The sequence below is a fragment of the Halalkalibaculum roseum genome, from assembly GCF_011059145.1.
GTDB lineage: Bacteria > Bacteroidota > Rhodothermia > Balneolales > Balneolaceae > Halalkalibaculum > Halalkalibaculum roseum.
In genome coordinates, this window is sequence record NZ_JAALLT010000002.1 from 470,858 (window position 1) to 490,990 (window position 20,133).

General features: G+C 44.1%; 20 protein-coding genes. 6 read left to right on the forward strand and 14 right to left on the reverse strand.

Annotated features, from left to right (window positions below; translation table 11 throughout):
• Positions 1–4: 4 nt before the first annotated feature.
• The 12 genes from G3570_RS06150 to G3570_RS06205 form a co-directional block, all read right to left on the reverse strand.
• Complete coding sequence (locus G3570_RS06150) at positions 5–877, reverse strand: uracil-DNA glycosylase (protein ID WP_165140331.1); 873 nt, start codon at positions 875–877, stop codon at positions 5–7.
• 15 nt (positions 878–892) lie between these two features.
• The gene (gene mtaB / locus G3570_RS06155) at positions 893–2,227 is read right to left on the reverse strand and encodes a tRNA (N(6)-L-threonylcarbamoyladenosine(37)-C(2))-methylthiotransferase MtaB (protein ID WP_165140333.1); all 1,335 of its coding nucleotides are present in this window, start codon (positions 2,225–2,227) and stop codon (positions 893–895) included.
• Between the two features lie 146 nt (positions 2,228–2,373).
• Positions 2,374–3,384 carry an NADH-quinone oxidoreductase subunit NuoH gene (gene nuoH / locus G3570_RS06160; RefSeq protein ID WP_165140335.1) on the reverse strand — a complete coding sequence of 337 codons (1,011 nt, stop codon included), beginning with the start codon at positions 3,382–3,384 and terminating at the stop codon, positions 2,374–2,376.
• Between the two features lie 62 nt (positions 3,385–3,446).
• Complete coding sequence (locus G3570_RS06165; protein ID WP_165140337.1) at positions 3,447–5,183, reverse strand: NADH-quinone oxidoreductase subunit G; 1,737 nt, start codon at positions 5,181–5,183, stop codon at positions 3,447–3,449.
• A 115-nt stretch (positions 5,184–5,298) separates the two neighbouring features.
• A complete protein-coding gene (gene nuoF, locus G3570_RS06170) occupies positions 5,299–6,588 on the reverse strand; it encodes an NADH-quinone oxidoreductase subunit NuoF (RefSeq protein ID WP_165140339.1) in 1,290 nt (429 codons plus the stop codon).
• Positions 6,589–6,590: 2 nt separating this feature from the next.
• A complete protein-coding gene (locus tag G3570_RS06175) occupies positions 6,591–7,139 on the reverse strand; it encodes an NADH-quinone oxidoreductase subunit NuoE family protein (protein ID WP_165140341.1) in 549 nt (182 codons plus the stop codon).
• Between the two features lie 97 nt (positions 7,140–7,236).
• Positions 7,237–8,529, reverse strand: coding sequence for an NADH dehydrogenase (quinone) subunit D (nuoD, locus tag G3570_RS06180; RefSeq protein WP_165140343.1), 1,293 nt, complete (start codon positions 8,527–8,529; stop codon positions 7,237–7,239).
• Between the two features lie 4 nt (positions 8,530–8,533).
• Positions 8,534–9,046 (reverse strand): NADH-quinone oxidoreductase subunit C, encoded by a 513-nt coding sequence (locus G3570_RS06185; RefSeq protein WP_165140345.1) that lies wholly within the window; start codon positions 9,044–9,046, stop codon positions 8,534–8,536.
• A gap of 1 nt (position 9,047) precedes the next feature.
• Positions 9,048–9,530, reverse strand: a complete 483-nt coding sequence (locus G3570_RS06190; protein ID WP_165140347.1) for an NADH-quinone oxidoreductase subunit B — start codon at positions 9,528–9,530, stop codon at positions 9,048–9,050.
• Between the two features lie 11 nt (positions 9,531–9,541).
• On the reverse strand, positions 9,542–9,922 hold the full coding sequence (locus tag G3570_RS06195; RefSeq protein ID WP_165140349.1) for an NADH-quinone oxidoreductase subunit A: 381 nt from the start codon (positions 9,920–9,922) through the stop codon (positions 9,542–9,544).
• A gap of 162 nt (positions 9,923–10,084) precedes the next feature.
• Entirely contained in the window at positions 10,085–10,678 is a 594-nt protein-coding gene (locus G3570_RS06200; protein WP_165140351.1) for an SET domain-containing protein, read from the reverse strand.
• Positions 10,679–10,848: 170 nt separating this feature from the next.
• Positions 10,849–11,223 carry an Mth938-like domain-containing protein gene (locus tag G3570_RS06205; protein ID WP_165140353.1) on the reverse strand — a complete coding sequence of 125 codons (375 nt, stop codon included), beginning with the start codon at positions 11,221–11,223 and terminating at the stop codon, positions 10,849–10,851.
• A gap of 148 nt (positions 11,224–11,371) precedes the next feature.
• On the opposite strand from G3570_RS06205, the gene G3570_RS06210 reads away from it, so the two are divergent.
• The 5 genes from G3570_RS06210 (at position 11,372) to tmk (ending at position 15,628) form a co-directional block, all read left to right on the forward strand.
• Complete coding sequence (locus G3570_RS06210) at positions 11,372–11,947, forward strand: bifunctional nuclease family protein (RefSeq protein WP_165140355.1); 576 nt, start codon at positions 11,372–11,374, stop codon at positions 11,945–11,947.
• Positions 11,948–11,951: 4 nt separating this feature from the next.
• Positions 11,952–13,568 carry a bacillithiol biosynthesis cysteine-adding enzyme BshC gene (bshC, locus tag G3570_RS06215; RefSeq protein ID WP_165140357.1) on the forward strand — a complete coding sequence of 539 codons (1,617 nt, stop codon included), beginning with the start codon at positions 11,952–11,954 and terminating at the stop codon, positions 13,566–13,568.
• Position 13,569: 1 nt separating this feature from the next.
• Positions 13,570–14,139: a 5-formyltetrahydrofolate cyclo-ligase gene (locus G3570_RS06220; protein WP_165140359.1), complete on the forward strand. Its 570-nt coding sequence runs from the start codon at positions 13,570–13,572 to the stop codon at positions 14,137–14,139.
• Positions 14,140–14,218: 79 nt separating this feature from the next.
• A complete protein-coding gene (locus G3570_RS06225; RefSeq protein ID WP_165140361.1) occupies positions 14,219–14,905 on the forward strand; it encodes a PspC domain-containing protein in 687 nt (228 codons plus the stop codon).
• A gap of 117 nt (positions 14,906–15,022) precedes the next feature.
• Positions 15,023–15,628 carry a dTMP kinase gene (tmk, locus tag G3570_RS06230; protein ID WP_165140363.1) on the forward strand — a complete coding sequence of 202 codons (606 nt, stop codon included), beginning with the start codon at positions 15,023–15,025 and terminating at the stop codon, positions 15,626–15,628.
• Here tmk and G3570_RS06235 read toward each other — a convergent pair.
• Positions 15,552–17,897: an MMPL family transporter gene (locus G3570_RS06235; protein WP_165140365.1), complete on the reverse strand. Its 2,346-nt coding sequence runs from the start codon at positions 17,895–17,897 to the stop codon at positions 15,552–15,554. The two genes, tmk and G3570_RS06235, sit on opposite strands and share 77 nt — an antisense overlap.
• A gap of 110 nt (positions 17,898–18,007) precedes the next feature.
• Positions 18,008–19,384, reverse strand: a complete 1,377-nt coding sequence (locus tag G3570_RS06240) for a DUF1302 family protein (protein ID WP_165140367.1) — start codon at positions 19,382–19,384, stop codon at positions 18,008–18,010.
• A gap of 175 nt (positions 19,385–19,559) precedes the next feature.
• Here G3570_RS06240 and G3570_RS06245 point away from each other — a divergent pair, with 175 nt between their 5' ends.
• Positions 19,560–20,054 carry an SRPBCC family protein gene (locus G3570_RS06245; protein WP_165140369.1) on the forward strand — a complete coding sequence of 165 codons (495 nt, stop codon included), beginning with the start codon at positions 19,560–19,562 and terminating at the stop codon, positions 20,052–20,054.
• Positions 20,055–20,133 lie beyond the last annotated feature (79 nt).

The window sequence follows — 20,133 nt, forward strand, 5'->3', positions numbered from 1 at the left end:
TTATCTACGGTTTACAGCCAAGATCGTCGTAGCGATCTCTTAGAAGCTGAACATCTTCCCAAGTCGGTCGTTTCCATTTTTGGTTTCGCAGCAAAGCGGCGGGATGATAGGTGGCCATCAATTCGTATTTACCTCTGAAAGAATGAAACTTGCCCCGCATGCTTCGGAGTGAGTCGTCATTGTTCAATAGTGTTTGGGCAGAAACTTTTCCCAGGCAGAGTATGAGTTTAGGCTCAACAAGATCAATTTGCCTGAGTAGGAAAGGGAGACTTCGCTTGCGTTCTTCGGGCAGGGGATTACGATTATTAGGCGGACGGTGCTTGAGTATATTTGCTATATAAACGTCTTCCCGTTTAAAGTTTATGGCTTCCATGATTTTATCTAGCAGCTGTCCAGCAGCACCCACAAATGGCTCGCCCTGTTTATCCTCCTCGGCACCGGGTGCTTCACCAATTAGCATCAGGTCGGCATCAGGATTACCGACTCCGAACACCAGGTTGGTATCTTCGAGATCGGTTCTCAGTACATCAGCCTCTTTACAAAGCTCTTCGAGTTCAGTCAGGGTGTTGCATTTATCCAGTTGATAATACACCTTACGGCTCTCGTCCTTATTGAAAAGGCCTTCCTGTGATTCAAAATCCTTCATAGGGCGCGAAGTCTTTGAAGTCTTGGAATCATCCTCCTTTTGCAGTGCCGGATCCTGAACCGAGCTTTTCTGCGATTCCTGTTGTAAATCGTGCTTGACTGTTTCTATCTGATCTTTCGAATTATCCTTATGAATAGTATCGCTTACAGAAAAGTCACCGTAGATCTCCCGTTCATTTTTCAGAAAATGTACAATTTCATCTATTAGCTCTTCCGGGGTTTTATCTGACATCACTTGCGCATTACATTAGCCTACCAATTCCGCAATAACCTGCTGTTCTTCACTGGCTTCATCAGTGAGTGTACCAATCAGATACTCACCTTTGGCGCGTTCCCCAAGATTCACAGGAAGAATCTTATTTTCATAACGAGGGTTGGCGGGAATACCAACTCGAACGTAATTATCTGTCCAGCCGTACATGATACCGTTGCTTTGCGGTTCTTCAAAAAGAACCTTTCTTACCGTACCCCTAAAACCGGAATCAAACTCAAATCGCTTTTTATTTGAGAGCTTTCTAAGCTTGTGAGTTCGCTCTTTACGGACACTGTTTTGAACTGAGGGTTCAATGGTTAGAGCATGGGTATTCGGGCGTTCGGAATACGTGAAGACGTGCAGATAGGAGATAGGCAGGGAATCGATAAAGTCATAAGATTCCCTGAAAAGCTCATCAGTTTCTCCCGGATGTCCCGTGATCACGTCGACACCGATTGCAGCATCAGGCATCAGTCTTTTAATGAGTTCTACCCGGCTTTTATAGAGATCCGATTGATATCTTCTGCGCATCAACCCAAGCATTTTATCGCTGCCGCTCTGTAAGGGCATATGAAAGTGAGGTTGAATTTTGTTGGAATCGGCCACATACCGGATAATATCCTCGTGCATCAGATTTGGTTCCACCGAAGAAAATCGGATGCGTTCAAGCCCCTTGACCCGGTCCAGTTCCTTAATGAGCATGAAGAAATCCTCGTCGGTTCCCCGACCGAAATCTCCTGCATTGACGCCGGTAACTACTATCTCCTTAAATCCGTCTTTTACAAGCAGCTCAGCATTTTTGATTACCGAGGCTATCTCAGGGCTTCGGCTTTTCCCACGGGCTAAAGGAATCGTGCAGAACGAACAATTATAGCTGCAGCCATCTTGCACCTTGAGAAAAGCGCGGGTTCGGTCATCGGCAGAGAATGCATTATGGAAATCAACCGCTTCATTTACGTCACTGTTATAGACAATGGGCTCACTGCGTTTTTCAAAATCATCGAATAGTTCAAGCAGACGAAACTTGTTCTTAGCCCCTAAAACAGTATCAACACCGTCAATTTCTGCAATTTCATCGGGTTCAAGCTGGGCATAGCAACCCACCACGGCGACAAAAGCATCGGCATTTTTCCTTAAGGCTTTACGTACAGTTCTTCTGCAGGTACTGTTGGCACTCTGGGTTACCGAGCAGGTATTGATTACATAAATATCCGCTTCTTCCTCGAAATCGGTAACATCATAGCCGGCTTTCTCAAAATCTCGCTGTATCGTAAGCGTTTCCGAGTAGTTAAGCTTGCAGCCCAGTGTTGTGAGTGCAACACGTTTCATATAGTGTGTTTGCTATTATTAGAGTATCAAATTTTATGCAGACGAAAAGATAAGGAAAGAGGAGGGAAGTTGGAAAAAGAACGGGAATCCGGAATAAAAAAGGCTGCCGGATTTATGACATGACCGACAGCCAAATATTCACAATATTACCCTAAGAAAGCATTCCAGGCATAAATAATAACTGCTAATACAATGAAGTTGATAATACTCAATGGTAGCAATCTCTTCCAGCCAAGCTTCATTACCTGGTTATATTTAAAGCGTGGAATCGTCCACCGCACCCAGATATAAATGAAGACCCAGAGGAGGGTTTTCGTCACAAATACAGATACATCAAGTACGCTTTGCCAGGTAGAGCTCAATTCCGGCAGCCAGTATCCGGCGAAAGGCAGATGGTAGCTTCCAAAAAAGAAGGTTGTAATGAGCATACTTCCGATGACTACGTGCATGTATTCGGCCAGGAAGAACATTCCGAATTTCATCGAACTGTATTCGGTGTGAAAACCGCCTACAAGCTCCTGTTCAGCCTCGACAAGGTCAAAAGGTGTACGGTTGGCTTCGGCAAATGCGGCAACAATAAATATCACGGCACCTATGGGATTGCGAAAAATATTCCACCAGTACTCCTGGGAGTCAACTACATCAACGAGGCTAAGGGAGTTAGAAAATAGAATACAGGAAGCAATAGCCATTCCAAGGGGCAGTTCATAACTGATCATTTGTGCTGCTGCCCTTAGACCTCCGAGCAGTGAATACTTACTGTTCGAGGACCACCCCGCCAATGTTACCCCGTATACACCGAGGGAGGTCATAGCCAGCAGGTACAAAACGCCGGCATTGATATCGGTTGCATAGAGGCCTTCTCCGAAGGGGATAACGGCCGCAGTCATCAAAGCTGTAACTACGGGAATGATAGGTGCTATGGCATGGAGTGTTTTATAACCCTGTGCAGGTGTGACATCCTCTTTAAGAATAAGTTTGACAACATCAGCAATAGGCTGTAACAGACCCAAGGGACCAACCCGGTTAGGACCAACCCTGTTTTGTATAAATGCTGCAACACGGCGTTCGGCATATACTGCAAGTGCAGCTGAGTTTAGCAGCATAAAAAGTGCAGTTCCTAAAACTATATAAGAAGTACTTGTTACCGGCTCCATTCAGTCTTTATTTGTTATCGCTATCTGAATAATTCAGATAAAATTATTGATTAATGTGTTGATTACTTTTGTTCAACCTTGCTCTGCTTAATAGGCAGTTGAATGCCTTTCTCTTCATCCATTCTTTCAAAACTTACATCAGCGAATGTGTCCAGCTTTTCTGAGATTTCTGTCATGATTTCACGCGAGTGCCGGTACTCAAATTCCAGTCCGAGACGTTCGGCAAGCTTATTTAAGAATTCCCATACAGGCAGACAGTCGACCTTGTTATCTTCATTAACCCAGTTGTCAAAATTGGTGCCGAAGCGGTCAAGGCGACCTTCCGACATTTCAAGGTTTAGTCGACGGTTGCTGTACTTGGTCTCTTTAGCCGGGAAAGATCTTTGAATTCTGCCATCAATATTGACATAACTTGCAGCATGTTCTGCAACGCAGGTGATAGGTATCACCAAGTCAGAAGCTTTGGTCATCTCATTATGATTGGTAGCTAAAGAAACAACGTACGGATCTTCCAGATCTGAAACGCTGAGTACATCCCGGTCAATGAGATCATCTCCTAATGTGATAACTACTTTTGCCTGTGATACGGCTGTTTTAAGTTCAGATGAAGAGCTTTCATCCAGATTCAGCAGTCGGCAGCCCGAAGTATTGGGTGCCTGGTCGTCGGTAATCAGAAAATCATCGCCGTACCCGTCTATTATATGTGTAGCAAACCGAGCGTTAGGTGCACCGAGTAAATTGAAAAATTTGTTGAACGTGTAATTTTCTTCTACCGATGCGTGCGGACTTCCGATTAATAGAATATCGGAAGAATCATTGGCTTCTAGTACCTCAGCAAAAGTTTCAATAGCGTTATTCCAGGAAGAATTGCTCTGGTTATCGCCATCCAGTTTGATGAATGGACGCGATACCCGGTTTTCATTGAAGAGTTTATAGGCATTGCGGCTTTCATCCGGCATCCAGTAGTCATTTACGTGGTCGTTCTGGCGGGGGGTAATACGCAATACTTCATTATCCCGTGTCCAGAGATCCACATTACAACCCTTGCCATTTGAAATATCAATGCTGGGTGTCTGATTCATTTCCCAGACACGTGCCTTGAAACGGAAATCGGTTGAGGTAAGTGCACCGACCGGACAGATATCGACCGTATTCAAAGAATATGGATCGTCAAAAGTTTCTGAAGGTGCGGTTATCGGGTAGTTTTTGTCACCACGCGACACAATAGTGAGCTGGTGTGATTCACTGATCTCTTCGGTAAATCGAACACAGCGTGTACAGTTGATGCAACGTTCGGCATCCAGTGTAACGCGCGGTCCGAGTTCAACTCGCTTGGGTTTATGTACTTTCTTGACCTCGAAACGGCTTCCTTCAGGTCCATATTTATAGGTCTGAATTTGAAGCGGGCACTCACCGGCCTGATCACATATCGGACAGTCGAGAGGGTGGTTGGCAAGAATAAATTCAAGAGTATCCTTTTGTGCCCGTTCAGCTTCATCGGATGTTTCCTGGGTCTGAATGACCATACCGTCAGACAGTTTTAATGCACAGGAAGTTTGAAGCTTGGGGAACCACCTGATTTTGCGTTCTCCCTCTTCATCCAATTCGTACTCACCGGTTTCATCATTCTTCATATACTGGCCGGCCTTAACCATGCACTGCCGACAATTTGCCGGGATGGACATGGAAGGATGGTAACAGAAGAAAGGTACTTCTAGCCCCTGATCCAGCATGTACTGGAGAGCCATGTGGTCTCCTTCAAACTCGTAACGTTTACCGTCTATAAATACTTCGGGCATATTTTTTAAATATCAAATTGCAAATAACAGACAACTTTCAAATAACAATTTTTAAATACTTAGATATTTAAAAATTGAAACTTGTTTGTCATTTGTAGTTTGGCTTTTTGTTGTTTTAGGCTACTGCGTGTACCGATTTCTTGCAGCGTGCTTCAAATTCATCTCTGAAACGGTTGATGGTGTGTCTGACAGGCCACGCCGCGGCGTCCGCCAGGGCACATATGGTTCGACCTTCCATCTGGGTGGTCAGGTCGAGCAGCAGGTCAAGATCCTTGACTTCACCTTCACCGTTCTTAATTTTCAATAAAATCTTTTCAAGCCATCCTGTCCCGTCTCGGCATGGGGTACATTGTCCGCATGACTCGTGATGGTAGAAATGAGCAATGCGCCATAGGACATCAACCATGTCGGTATCTTCATCCATCACAACCATACCGGCCGTTCCCATCATGGATCCGGCATCTCTAAGGGAGTCAGCGTTCATAGTAACTCCTTCCAACTGGTCGGCTCGCAGTACCGGTGTTGATGATCCGCCTGGAATTAATGCCTTAAGATTTTTTCCACCGCGAATACCGCCCGCCACTTCATTGATTAGGTCCATTACAGGTACGCCTGAGGGTAATTCATACACTCCAGGGTTTTCTACGTGACCGGAAATGCCATAGAGCACCGGTCCGGGATGACCTTCGGCCCCGATGTTACCGTACCATTCCGCTCCGTTATTAATCACGAGAGGTACATTGGCAAGGGTCTCAATGTTGTTAATAGTTGTAGGTCTTCCCCATAAACCTTTCTGTGCGGGGAAGGGAGGCTTTACGCGGGGGTATCCTCGTTTACCCTCCAGAGATTCAAGCATGGAGGTCTCTTCACCGCAAATGTAGGCACCTGCTCCATAAGTGAGGTGCATGTCAATATCTACACCTTTTCCAAGAATGTCTTTGCCGAGATATCCTTTCTCATAAGCATCATCAACGGCTTTCTGTAGCATGTGAACCCAGTCTATATACTCACCGCGTATATAGACATAGATAGTATCTACTGTCATTGCATAAGCTGCAATAAGTGCTCCCTCAATAAAAAGGTGAGGGTTATATTCAAAGATTTTGCGGTCTTTAAAAGTGCCCGGTTCCGATTCGTCACCATTGCATGCCAGGTAACGAGGACCGCCATCAGGCTTGGGCATAAAGCTCCATTTTAGACCGGCATTAAAACCGGCACCGCCGCGACCCCGGATATTGGCTTGCTTTACCTCGTTGGTTACATTTTCACGCGACCACTTTTCCGTGTCGTTCAATATTTTCCGTAGCGCTCCGTAACCTCCGTTTTCTTCGTAGACATCAATCTTTTGCAGATTTGGGATGTCAGGAATAAGAAGCGGTTCAAAAGATCTCCAGTCGTTAGCCATGGTTAAGAAGCTGCTTGATTTCGTTTTTCCAGTTTCGGCATTTGCATCGATTCAAACTCCGGCATCCTTCCTTCCCGGAGGTTCTTGATCAGTTCGTCGGCTTTTTCTTCGGTCAGGTTATTCACATAGACACCATTGGTCACCTGTAGCATGGGAGCGTAACCGCAAGCACCCAGACACTCAACTTCCTGTATGCTGAACATACCGTCATCAGTTGTTTCACCGGCTTTGATGCCAAGCTCGTCCTCGAGGTGGTGAAGAATCTCATAGCCTCCGCAAAGCTGACAGCTAAGACAGGTGCAGACATCCAGCACAAATTTGCCCATCTCTTCTTTATAGTATTGTGTATAAAAACTTGCTACGCCATGAACATGAGCGGCCGGCAAATCCAGAGTCTCTGCGACTAACTGCTGTACTTCCGGTTCTACATGCCCGTACTTTCTTTGGGCTACCCATAGCACCTGCAATGTTGCAGCCTTTACTGTAGGAAACTTTGCTTTGATCTTCTCGATCTCATCGAGTTCTTCTTGTGTGAATGACAATTCAGCCATCAAATCTAGTTTTGAGTTGTTGAGTTCTTGAATTATTGATTTTTTTAAAACTGTTTTTCATTCAGTAAATCAATAATTCGGCAATTCAATAATTAAATCACTTATCTGCTTCGCCCATTACGGGATCCAGACCACCGATGATAACTACGGTGTCGGCTACCATTTCACCATCCAGTACATTTTCAAGTATCTGGAGATTGGCAAATGAGCCGGTTTTAATTTTCATGCGCCAGGGGTGTCCCGTCCCGTCGCTTTTGATATAATATCCAAGTTCACCTTTCGGACCTTCAACAGCGTGATAGCATTCTGCTCCTTCTGGAGGACAGATTCCGGTATCGGTCATCATAAAGTCATGAATCATACCTTCCATAGAGTAGTATACCTCGTCTTTCGACGGATAAGCTTGCTTGGCGTTATCGGTACGAACCGGACCTTTGGGCAGCTTATCCAGACATTGACGGATAATGCGGATGCTTTCATGCATTTCTTCCATCCGCACATAGTAGCGAGCCAGGTTATCACCTTCCAGGCGTGTAGGCACTTCAAATTCTACCTCGTCATAACGGGCATAGGGTTCTATCTTACGAATATCATAAGCATAACCGGAAGCGCGAAGGCTAGGCCCGGCAGCACCGTACTCCAGTGCATCCTCGGTATGTAGCACGCCGACATTTTCATTACGGTCAATGAAAATCCTGTTTCGATCCAGCAGGCCATGCCAGTCTTTCAATTCCTGTGGGAATGTATTGACAAATTCCTTGATCATGGCAATACAGTCATCCGTCATATCATTGGCTACTCCGCCGATACGAGAATGCGAAATAGTGAAACGGTGGCCGCCCAGGTTATCAAAAATATCATATAGTTTTTCTCTTTCCCGGAAAGTCCAAATAAAGAAGGAAATAGCTCCGGCATCCATCACCATAGTTCCAAGCCACAGCAGGTGGGAGGAGATTCGAGCAAGCTCACATCCGATCATACGTATATAATGGGCTCGCTCGGGAACTTCTACATTTGCAATTTTTTCAACCGCCGTACACAATGCAACGTTGTTGCTGTATGGCGAAAGGTAGTCCATGCGATCGGTATAAGGCATGAACTCCTGGTAGGTCTTGTTTTCGGCAATTTTTTCAACCCCGCGATGTAGGTATCCGATATCCACCTTCGTCTTTTCGATAACTTCACCGTTGAGCTGAAGTATCAAACGCAACACACCGTGAGTCGCGGGGTGCTGGGGACCCATATTGAGTACCATTTTGGTATTGAGCGGATCTTCATCCTCAATACTTTCAATAGTGGTATGTTTATCCTCAAGCGCCTGGTATATAGACTCCTGGTGCTCCTTGAAAAACTTCGGTTTTACCTTATCTAAAATATTTTGATTCTTCATGAATCTATTCTGTATCGGGAGTTGTATTTGGCAATTCTATGGAACCCGGGATACCCAGCAGAGGAAATTCTTTGCGCATTGGGTAGTAGTCAAAGTCCTGAGGCATAAATATTCTTCGCATATCCGGGTGACCGGTAAACTGAATGCCGAACATGTCGTACACTTCACGCTCCGGCCAGTTGGCGGATTTCCAGACGCCGGTTACCGATTGAATGACAGGATTGCTCTCTTCCAGGTGTACCTTTACAAACAGGCGAATCTGATCTTTCAGGGAAACCATGTTGTAAACCACTTCAAAGCGCTGTTTGGAAGTGAAATTGTCAGCCCCAAATACATCACCCAGATAGCTGAAGTGGCACTCCTTTTTAAGAAATGAACAGATATCAACGATGGCATCTGCTTCCACCCGAACAAATGTATCCCCGGATGACTGGTACGCTTCGATAAAGGAATCAGGAAAAGCTTCCGAAAGTTTATCGATTACCTCTTGGTGTTTTTCAGATAGTTCTAAAGCCATATTAAGTATCCAGCATTACGGAGTGTTCGGTTCGAATCTTGTCCTGTATTTTCATCAGTGCATGTATCACAGCATCCGGACGGGGAGGGCAGCCGGAGATGTAGGCATCTACGGGAAGAAAGTTATCACAACCCTGAACCACACCATAGCAACGGTGCATGCCACCTGTTGATGCACAAGCCCCCATAGCTATACACCATTTTGGATCAGGCATTTGGTCCCAGATGCGGCGGATAGCATGAGCCATCTTGTAGTTGACCCAACCGGCGACGATCATCACGTCACTTTGTCTCGGTGAGAAACGAAAAACCTCTGATCCGAAACGCGAAACATCGTAGCGGGGACCGGCGAAAGCCATCATCTCAATGGCGCAACAAGCCAGTCCCATAGGCATCGGCCATGCGGCATTAGATCGTGCCCAGTTAACCAGCGTGTCAATTTTAGTAGTGAGGTATCCCTCACCAAGTGCACTTTCAAGACCCATAATTATCTCGGTTAGTTTTCTAAAAGTTGTCTTTTGATGTCCCAGTCAACAGTTCCTTTTTTAAGGGTGTAAAGCAGACCGATAAAGAGTACAGTTATAAAGAAAATCATTGCTATAAGCGTTCCGACACCAAGTTCGAGGTACTGAACGGCCCAGGGATAAATAAATACGACCTCAAGGTCGAACACGATAAATTCCATTGCTACCAGGTAAAAACTGATTGAGTATCGTTCGTCGGCTTCACCTACCGGGTCCATGCCGCTTTCATAGGGATTCAGCTTGTTGGTATTCGGACGGTAGGGGCCAAGTATGCGGGAAAGCGTCATCAACAAAATGGCAAGTACAATAGCGACGCCTGCCGTTATAAGTATTGGTAGATAATTAGTGAGCATCTGAATTTAACCGTGTTCTGATTTGAGCAAGAAATTAGGGTCAATTGCTAGCAATGTCAATGAAAATAAGGCAGGGAATATAGAATTTCTGAGCCACAAAACATATGAAAGTCTGTGGCTTTTACTATTTAAAATGAGTATAAATTCCGGGATTTACCTAAGTTACTCATCCTTATTTAGTCTCAGATTCAGAACCGACTGATATCCCTCCCCGGTATCCAGAAATTGCTGAAGTGCATTGCGAGTGTCATTATCCAAAAAGGAGAGCAAAGGCTGTTCGACATTATTCAGATGCTGCAGGGAATTACAGACTATCTGATCCCATTCCCGGTAATGTACATCGAGGTCGTGATCGCTTACCGTTTTTCTACAGTTTGACTTATCGCAGCTGAGCTCCATGGCATACTCAATATTGAACATTCCGTACTCATCAGTAATTTCTTCCCCTGCAGCTATATTGCGGATAGCAATTTCAAATCCATAACCGGTACTCATGGTATTGCAGCAACAGCAGTGGTTCACATACTTTGCATTGTCCCAGCTTAAAATGCGCACGCCGTCCTCATCCATATAGCTATATGTTTCGATAATAGTACTCAATTCCGGATGTTCCATTCGAGGATCATCGGGTGCGATCTCAATTTCCAGGGGATCTTTGACATAGGTGATGGTACCTATGGGAATTCCTTTGGTAGCGAAAATACCCCGACCTTTGGTTTTATTGACTTGTCTTAGTTCGGTATGAGGATGGATCATCGGGTGGTTCTCCTAGAATAGTGGTTTTTGGACAGCAGATTTTTACCGGTGGGATGCAGGACGTATTAACAGCAATCAGTCACCGGATCATTAAACAGCCGGTTTTCTCTCGACAACTATACTATGTTATATAAAGTATTGATTAAAAACTATATGTCGCTGTATTTATTTCAGCAGGTTGAGTGGATTAGTGCGCCAACCTTCTTAGTCTCTGCAAGGTCATTGTATTCAGAAATTGCTTTTTCTGTTTGAAGTATTTTGTATTCAAGCTGCTTCTCTTCCAGGAGCAGGCGGGTTTCCTCTTTGGTTCGCAATCGTTCGTTGACCCCTTTGGAAAGTATGATAACCTCGCAGTCATGATCCAAAAGTGCCTGCACATCGGCCGGTTGTATACCGGGCACGTGGCTGGTGCCTGTTTCATTCCAGTCCCACTCTTCGGATCCACCGGGATAGAGTTTGGCATCCTTGTAACTGTTCCCGTCAGAGGTTTCCAGGTGTCCCCAGCTGAAAGAAGTAATTTTCGGAGATTTGGTTTTATTGTTCATAACATTTCATTTTATTCACTTCTTTATATTTACTACAATATTTGCAGATATTACGTTTATCCTTTGCCCGTTTAAAGTTTACGACAACAACAAAAATCAGTACCTTTAACGGTGAAATTAACTGACACCTAAAATAAAATTGTGACCATTGAGTAAAGTAAAAATGGACATTCTCGGGCTTTCAACGAGCCCAAGCAGCGGCGGTGCCTATGCACTGATATTAAACGAAGTTGAAGGCAATCGCAGACTGCCTATTATAATAGGTACATTTGAAGCACAGGCCATAGCCCTCGAGCTCGAACACATCAAGCCGCCCCGGCCAATGACTCACGATTTGCTGAAGAATGTCATTCAAACCTTTGGTGCTGAGATCAAACAAGTTTTCATCAATGATCTCAGTGAGGGAACGTTTTTTGCACGTATTATATATAGTAACAATGGTGACCAGATGGAGCAGGATGCCAGACCCAGCGATGCGATAGCCCTGGCTGTAAGGTTTAATGCTCCGATTTATGTTGCTGATGAAATTCTCAACGAAGCCGGAATTGTATCGGAAGAACAAGAAGGAGGTACGGAAGTGACTACAGGTGAAGGCGCGAAAGATAAACCAGCTGAGATGAGCAAGCTCGAAAAACTTGAGAAGGAATTACAAACGGCCATTGATACAGAGAACTACGAAAAGGCCGCCCGCTTACGGGATGAAATACAGAAGCTAAAAGGGTAAGGGTTTGCAAATAAAAGACTATCCTTTCAGCAAACTGCCATTCTCAAATTTATTTCAGACCTACACTTCTGATTTCAGTAAACTGGAATCATACTTTGAGACCAATCCTTTTAATGAGGGCGATATTGTATCTCACGCCCAACAACTTGATTTCATAGGAGACAGGCATCGATCTTCCGAAATTCTTAAAGAGATCAACGAGAGGTACCAGCCTAACCATAAGGTATTCGATAACATTGACAAACTTGCCCGTAAAGATACCCTCGCCATAGTTACCGGTCAGCAGCTTGGGGTTTTTGGCGGACCTCTCTACACGGTCTTCAAGATTCTTGGGACGATACATCTTGCCAAGAGGTTTGAACGTCAACTTCAGAAGCCGGTTGTTCCTGTCTTTTGGCTAGCCGATGAAGACCACGATTATGAGGAAGTACAGAGTGTAAATATCATCAATGGAGATGATATTGAAACATTTTCGCTGCCTGATAAAAGCGGAAACCTGCCCCCGGTGGCAGAACTGAAATTTCCTGATGAGCTGGAATCCTTGAAAAAGAATGTTAGAGAGTGTCTCTATGAAACCGATTTCTCAGATGAACTATGGGATGTTTTGGATCATGCATTTCAGGCCGGCAAACGATTTGATTATGCATTCGGTGATTTTGTAGCCAAACTCTTCTCGAAATACGGCCTGGTATTGGCCGGCAGTAATCATCCGGCAGTCAAGGAGCACACAAAACAGTGCATGAAGGATGCCATAAGCAATGCCGATGAGATGCGTGAAGCTCTCGAAAAGCAGAGCAACAAACTAAATAGAGACTATCACCAACAGGTTACTCTTTATGATTCGAACCTCTTTTACCTTCATGAGGAAGACGGCAGACAGAAGATCAGCAGAAATGGTGACGGTTGGAAAACGGATTCAGGAAAAGAGTGGCAAACGCAAGAACTGGTTAATGAAATAGATACTGATCCCGAAAAGTTCTCACCAAATGTATTCCTGCGACCTATTCTTCAGGATTATTTCCTACCTACCCTTGGCTATGTGGCCGGACCCGGGGAGACGGCATACTATGGACAGATGAAGCTTTTTTATCAAAACTTCGGGCTCAGAATGCCGGTTATTTTTCCGCGTTTGAGTGCAACTTTCATTGAGCCGGCTATTGACCGCATTCTGGACGAGCTGCCATTCGATCTCTATGAATATGACAGCCGCATTGAAGATCTCGAATCGGAATTTGTAGACCGTACCGAACAGGTTGATATCGAAGCCATTTTTTCTGATTGGAAAGAAAAAGTAGAATCAATAAGCAGTGAAAAAACGGAAAGCATCAAAGAGATTGATCCTACTCTGGAAGGCGCAGCAGGAAAGGCATCCTCAGTGTATATGGGCGAGTTAGATAAACTGAAGGGAAAAGTGTACCGCGCAGTAAAACAGCAAGAGCAGACCCAGTTAAATCGTATCAAAAAAATTAAGTCGCAGCTGTTTCCTAATGGTGCCCCGCAGGAGCGCGTTGTTGCAAGCATATATTTCATGAACAAATATGGGATTTCTATCTGGGATGAACTGCTGGGAAGCCTGGATGAGGATGAGCACTTCAATTCGCATAAATTAATTTCCCTATAGTTTGGATTTATCACAACGAAAGCAGGCAATGCGGGAGCAGCTTCTGAAAGTTCGGTCTGAACTGGGTACAGCTGAATACAGGGAAAAATCAGATCAAATAATAACACGCCTGAAAACCGAAGCCGAGTTCAAATCAGCAGAGGTAATCCACTGCTACGTCTCCATGAACGAACGCAGGGAAGTGAATACGCACGGATTGCTCGAGAACCTAGTCAATAGCAAGAAAAAGCCGGTAGTCTCCATTACCCATTTTGACGACGGTACGCTTTCTCACAGGTATCTGGAGTCGATGGATGATCTTAAGGAGAACAAATGGGGCGTTTTGGAACCTGTGAGAGGAGAAGTAGCAGCCCTGGATGAATTCGAGCTTGTGATCGTGCCCATGGTTGGAGGTGATAGGAAGAAGAACAGGATCGGTTACGGGAAAGGGTTCTACGATCGCTTTCTCCGGGAGGTAAGCTGTCCGGCAATCGGACTACTCTTTGACAGGTGCCTGGTTGAGTCGGTTCCGGTAGAGTCTTTTGATGTAGCCCTCGATAAATGTATCACAGAGAGTAAAATTATTTCCTAATCTTTATTTAGTCACTGATTTAGTGTAACATATTATCCAGGTATTCGTATCGGTTTTCTAAACAAAAGAAGAAAAGATTATGGCTGATAAAACCAAGGAAAAGATACCTCATCAAACGCTGGACACCATGATGGAGTTCGAAGATCATGAGCTTCGCACTACCATGCAGGAATTTTTGGAAGAGGAGAAGAAAGCAAATACCAACATTTGGAATTTTGCCACGATTGCCGGTATAGCAATGTTTTTTGTTGGTATGGTATACCTTGTTCAATCAATTGGATTGGGAATCGGTCCGGATCTGTCGGGGATAGTAGAAGTGATGCCTTTGATCGGCGGAATTCTGGTAACACTTGTTGGTTTCGGATTCCTTGTAGGTGACCGCAAAAAAGAGAAGAGCGAAAAGAAAAAGAAGAAAAAACAGAAATTCGATTTTGATTTTGATGACGATGTTCAGGAGGAGTTCAACTTGAAGAATGATCTTGACAGTAAATTTTCCGGTAAGAAACGCTCATCCCGAGGCAGTCAAAGCTATGATTCTTTTGCCCTGCGGCAGTCCAAGAAACTTTATAAGTCCCGCAGCAATAAGAAATGGGCCGGAGTTTGCGGAGGACTGGCCAAGTATTTTGGAATCAGCGCGACCGTAGTTCGCCTGCTTTTCGTGATTACCTTTTTTGCCGGTTCCGGTACTTCCTTGCTGGTATACATAGCCCTGGCTATAGCCCTCGACAAGGAGCCCCCCGAGTTAATGGATGATTTCAATTTCTAGATTATAGCCCTTATTTTTTACCACTCAGTGCACTTAGTGGTAAATTATTGCCTTTCAGAAATAGGTCTAAGGATTGTTATATTGGTCGAAAATTAAACGAAAAAATTAATTTCACCAGTGTTTATAACATTCGAGGGTATAGACGGCAGCGGGAAGACCACACAGATCAGACTGTTAAAAGAAAAACTGACGGAAGAAGGGCATAGCGTAGAGGTATTCCGTGAACCGGGCGGGACTGATATATCCGAAAAAATTCGTGAAATTCTTCTGGATGCCAATCATAACATAAATCCGGTTACCGAACTATTACTCTTCTCAGCAGCCCGTTCGCAGCTGGTAGCCGAAAAGGTAGTGCCGCTCCAGGAATCCGGTACCATCGTCATCCTCGATCGTTTTTACGATTCCACAACCGCTTACCAGGGATACGGCAGGAAGTCTCTCCCTATAAAAAATATCCGTGAGATAAATGAAATTGCCAGCCACCACCACGAACCTGATCTCACGTTCTACATGGAAATTAGTCTTGAAGAAGCTGAAAAGCGCAACAAGGATAAACAGAAAGACAGGATGGAACTCTCAGGTGATGAGTTTTACCGAAATGTCATCAAAGGATTTGACTCTCTGGCTGTATCAGAAGAACGATTTGTCACTCTTGATGCAACGGCTCCCGCTCAGAAGGTACATGCTCTAATTTGGGAGCAGGTTGCTGGCCGTCTTTCATAAACGAGAATTGAGGACGAATCCAGTAAAAGAGTGAAGGCAGCAGTACCAGGTCGGCCAGCAAGGCACCGAATACGGTGAGGCAGACCAGCAGACCCATGTAGACTGTGGAAGTAAATACACTGGTCATCAGGGTTCCGAAGCCTGCCAGAAGTATGAGACTCGTTACGATGATGGCTTTTCCGGTTTTTTCTGTGGCAATGCTGAGCGCTTCATCCAGCGAGGCACCCCTTTTCATTTCAACCCTGAGGCGCGCCAAATAGTGGATGGAGTCATCTACAGCTATTCCAAAGGCAATAGTAAATATGACAGCTGTTGACGATTTAATGTCTATACCGGTAAAGCCCATTATGCCGGCCACCATGATAAGAGGAAGAATATTTGGCACCAGTGAAAGGATAATCATCCTCACATTTCTAAACAGAAACGCCATGATAGCTGAAATCAAAACAAATGCTAGGGCAATGCTTTTAAAGAGGGAGTTGACGATCTTGCCATTCAAATCGGCACTCAAAATGGTTGAACCGGTAATAGTGATTTTAGATTCGGGGAATTGATCATTTAGGTAAGCAGAGAGCGAATCCCTCATTTGTGTCACCCGAAAAGATCCCGCATCTCTAATTTGCGCCGCTACCCTAATTTTTTGATAGGAAAAATCAGTAACCCGATCCAAAAACTCGGTATCACTCACTTCAAGCAGGAGTAGATATTGGGCAATCAATTGCTCGTTATCCGGAATTTCATTTATAGCTGATTGCTCCGGAGCCATCGTTTGATGGACCTCTTTCAACAGGGTGTTGAAGGTGATGGTGCGCTCCACTTCGGGAAAAGAATACATATAGGAATCAAAGGCTTCTATTCTTCGTAGAAAATCTGGACTCATTATACCGTTTTCCTGCCCAGTATCAATGATGAACTCCATTGGGAAAGGGGGGGAGAGATTTTCAGAAAAAAAGCGGGCATGTTGAATAGGCTCTGTCTCTTCTCCCAGTTCATCGAATACTTTGCCGTTAACCCTTAGAAATGTAGAACCGCTTCCAATTACAATAGTCCCCAACAGGAACCAGAACGTAACTTTACGATAATTTCTCTGATTGAACTGGGAGAGTTTCTTGAGGGACCGGCTGAAGAAATTAAAAATCCCAGCGCTTTTATCTTTAAAAATGTGCTTAACGTTAATAATACGCAGACTGGATGGCACAAAGAATATGGTAACCAGAAAAGCGATCATAACCCCGACAGCTGTATAGATACCGAAGCGTTTCATAGGCACGATATCAGAGGTCATGAGGGTACCAAAACCGATGGCAGTTGTGATGCTGGTCAGAAAAGTTGCATTACCCAGCGTTATGAGCGTTTCCTTGATCGAGCGGGGCTTATCCATACCTTGCAACCTGGCATCGTCATACTTCGAGATCATGTGGATGGAATCAGCAATCCCTACACACAGCAGAATCGGAGCAATCGTGCTGGTCATAATTTCAAAGTATCCACCGGTCACCTGCATCACGGCAAGCGTGAACAGGATGGTGAGCCATACAATGAGCATAGGTATGATGATACCGGTCACACTCCGGTAAAGTACCCAAAGCAACAGTATAATCAGTACTGACGAAATGGATATATAAAACAAGATTTCTTCATTAAGGTACTGCACATATTGGTTCCTGTAGTAGGGTATACCGCTGATTTTGAACTCATAACTATTCTGATAAGGCTGCAGTACATCATGAAGTTCGCTTATAATCTGTTCCCTTGAACTGTAGTTATTTTTACCGCTCTCTATCTCAAGATAAAATGCCGTAACATTACCTTCTTTATTGATCAAAAACCCTTCTGCAAAGGGATCGGTAAGCAAGGCTGATTTGGTGGAATCTGAAAGTGTATTTAGGTTCTCTGTATCGAAGTAGTCATCGAAACTAAGCCGTTGCCCGCTTTTATTTATTTGCTGGGCGGAGAGTATGCTTCTCACTTCCTTGATGTTGGATATATTGGAAGCCGAATCGGTAATTGTTTTAAGATCCCTCAGTACATCCTTAGTCAGCAGGGAGTCTGATTCAAAGCCGACCATTATAACATTATCATCGCGGCCAAATTCTTCCTCCAGGTATTGATAATCTTTAATGGTAGGATCATTCTTTGGGAAGAAATTTTCAAGATTAAAGTCCGTGGTAATCTGCAGGGCAGGGTAAAATGCAGATAGGGTAAGAATAAAGAATATCCCTAAAAAGCTTTTAGGGTGTTTTAAAATTATTTCAGCCAGTCTATTCACTGTAGTATTTATGCTTGTTTTTCAGAGCACTCATAACTACAAGAAACGAAAAGAAATTCCGCAGAACAGTGGAATAGTGTTAAAAATATTTCACCCGGCAGGTAAACCAATTAGAAATAGGCAGATAGTTTCAGATAGCTGAAGCTGTTGGATTCAAAAGAACTGAACGAAAGGTGCCCGTAAAACGGATCAGATTCTTTGCCTCCAAAAAGCTGGGATCCAATGGTTGCTTCAAATGAGTCGATTCCGGAGTAGGTCAATTCCGGGTTGAGCCAGAAATCGTCGTTATTGTAGTTGTACCTGCCAAAAAAGCGGAAGAGAAATTTATCCCGTTGCAGACTACGCTGCAGCAACAAGGTGCTGTAGTAATAGTTTTGCTCCTGAAGTATCTCGGAATCGAACTTTAAGATATGTTCATTTACAAACTGTGTACTTATAGTGAAATCAAACAGTTCGTATTGTAAACCGATCATAGATACCAGAAAAGGCTTCTCCTTAATAAAACCATCCTCAATCTGGGCAAAAATCTGTGCGATCTGAAGCTGTTCAAACAGGGTCGGGTCCTGTATGTTCAAATCGCGCAATTCGGAAGATAAGTAGTCAAAACTTCGCCGTTGATAATAGGCACTTTCTGAAGTGACCAGCAGCTTATCAAAAAGTTGAAGCGTTCCTGAGTAAGCAGCAATAAAGCTTTGAGAATAAGTCTCCGTCAGTTCCAGTACACCACCCGGTTGGTTAATGCTAATACTAAGATCTTTTGCATATGTCGGATTTGGGTAATGCCAATAAAGAAGGTTAAGGTCGAGATCAAAATTTAGATTCGAACGAAATCCGTACCTTGCGGCCAACTGAACATCACTTAAACCAGCCTCATCATCGCGTTCCGTGTACCGGGTGTTGATAGTCGTAGGAATGATCTGCCGGGGAAACCAGCGGCTATCGGGGGCGGGGATTGGGTTGGGATTAAAAACAGGATTCACCACCAACTGAACAAAATCACTGCCTAGATAATAGGTATAATTGAGTGCAGTAACTCCCTGCCGGATATCGGCAAAATCTTGCGTGAGGAACTCACTCAGATCTACAGGAGTCAACAGGTCCGTGATGAATGTGCCTTCGGCTCTTCCCCAGACCAGCATCTGCTTGCCGAGCCGCAAATCGCTGTTTTTAAAATATAGATCTACATAGGCCTCTCGCAATGTGAAGCGCAATGAGTCGGATGAAGCACTGTAGAGATTTTGCACATCGCCCGATATGGAGATATCGCCCATAGAGAAAGACTTTCCGAGATCCAGACGCACTCGATTTCTTCCGATCAGTATCTCATTATCCTGCGAATGTTGAATAGCATTATAGTTTCTTATGAATCCGGTAATATCGACCTGACCGTTGACAGGAGTGGCTAAAACAGATATAAGCAGTATAGCAAGCGGGCATAGCCGGCAAAGAATTTTACGTATGAGACTCGATTGGATAAATGCTGCCATCGATGTGTAGCAAGATTTTAAAAAGCTCAAAGATGATCGGTAATTTAATTGCTGATGAAGTAAAATATGTTTATTTTAATTGCATTGTGGGTTATTCCTACTTTCAGAATACAATGGGCCTTTTCCATCGTTAAATACGTAATCCTAACCTTTCAATATAGAAGTATAAATAATTATGGCGCACGAAAGAATTGAAGTTGATCTGCCACTTGCCAAAGTTTATGAACATCTAAGCGACCCTTCCTATTTTCCACACTTTTTCGAACGAATTGACAACGTAACCAAAATCAATTCCCAAACGTTTGAATTTTCAGCCAAAATCGGCGGTGTTGATTATCAATGGACTACCAATGTCATTGATGATCTCAGAAATACAAGGTTTGCCTGGATAACCATAAACGGCAATTTAAATCAGACCGGTACTATTCGATTCACTCCGCTTGACAACGGGGAACGAACTCGTGTTGACTTCAGCCTTGACTGCCGTACATTTTTCGGAGAACCCGAAGAAGAACTGGCCAAATACATCCAGGGCCTGCCTGCTCAATTAAAGAAAGATCTTCAGCGTTTCAAAGAAGAGGTTGAGAGCAAAACCTTTAAACAGAAAGCTGAAGAAACTATTGCAGCAGCCGAGGAAAACGAAGAGGAAGAAGACGAGGTAACCGTCTAACGGTCATTCCACCTTCACATATTGATTTTAAAATGCGCACTTGCCGGTGCGCATTTTTTTTATAATTCAATCCTGATTA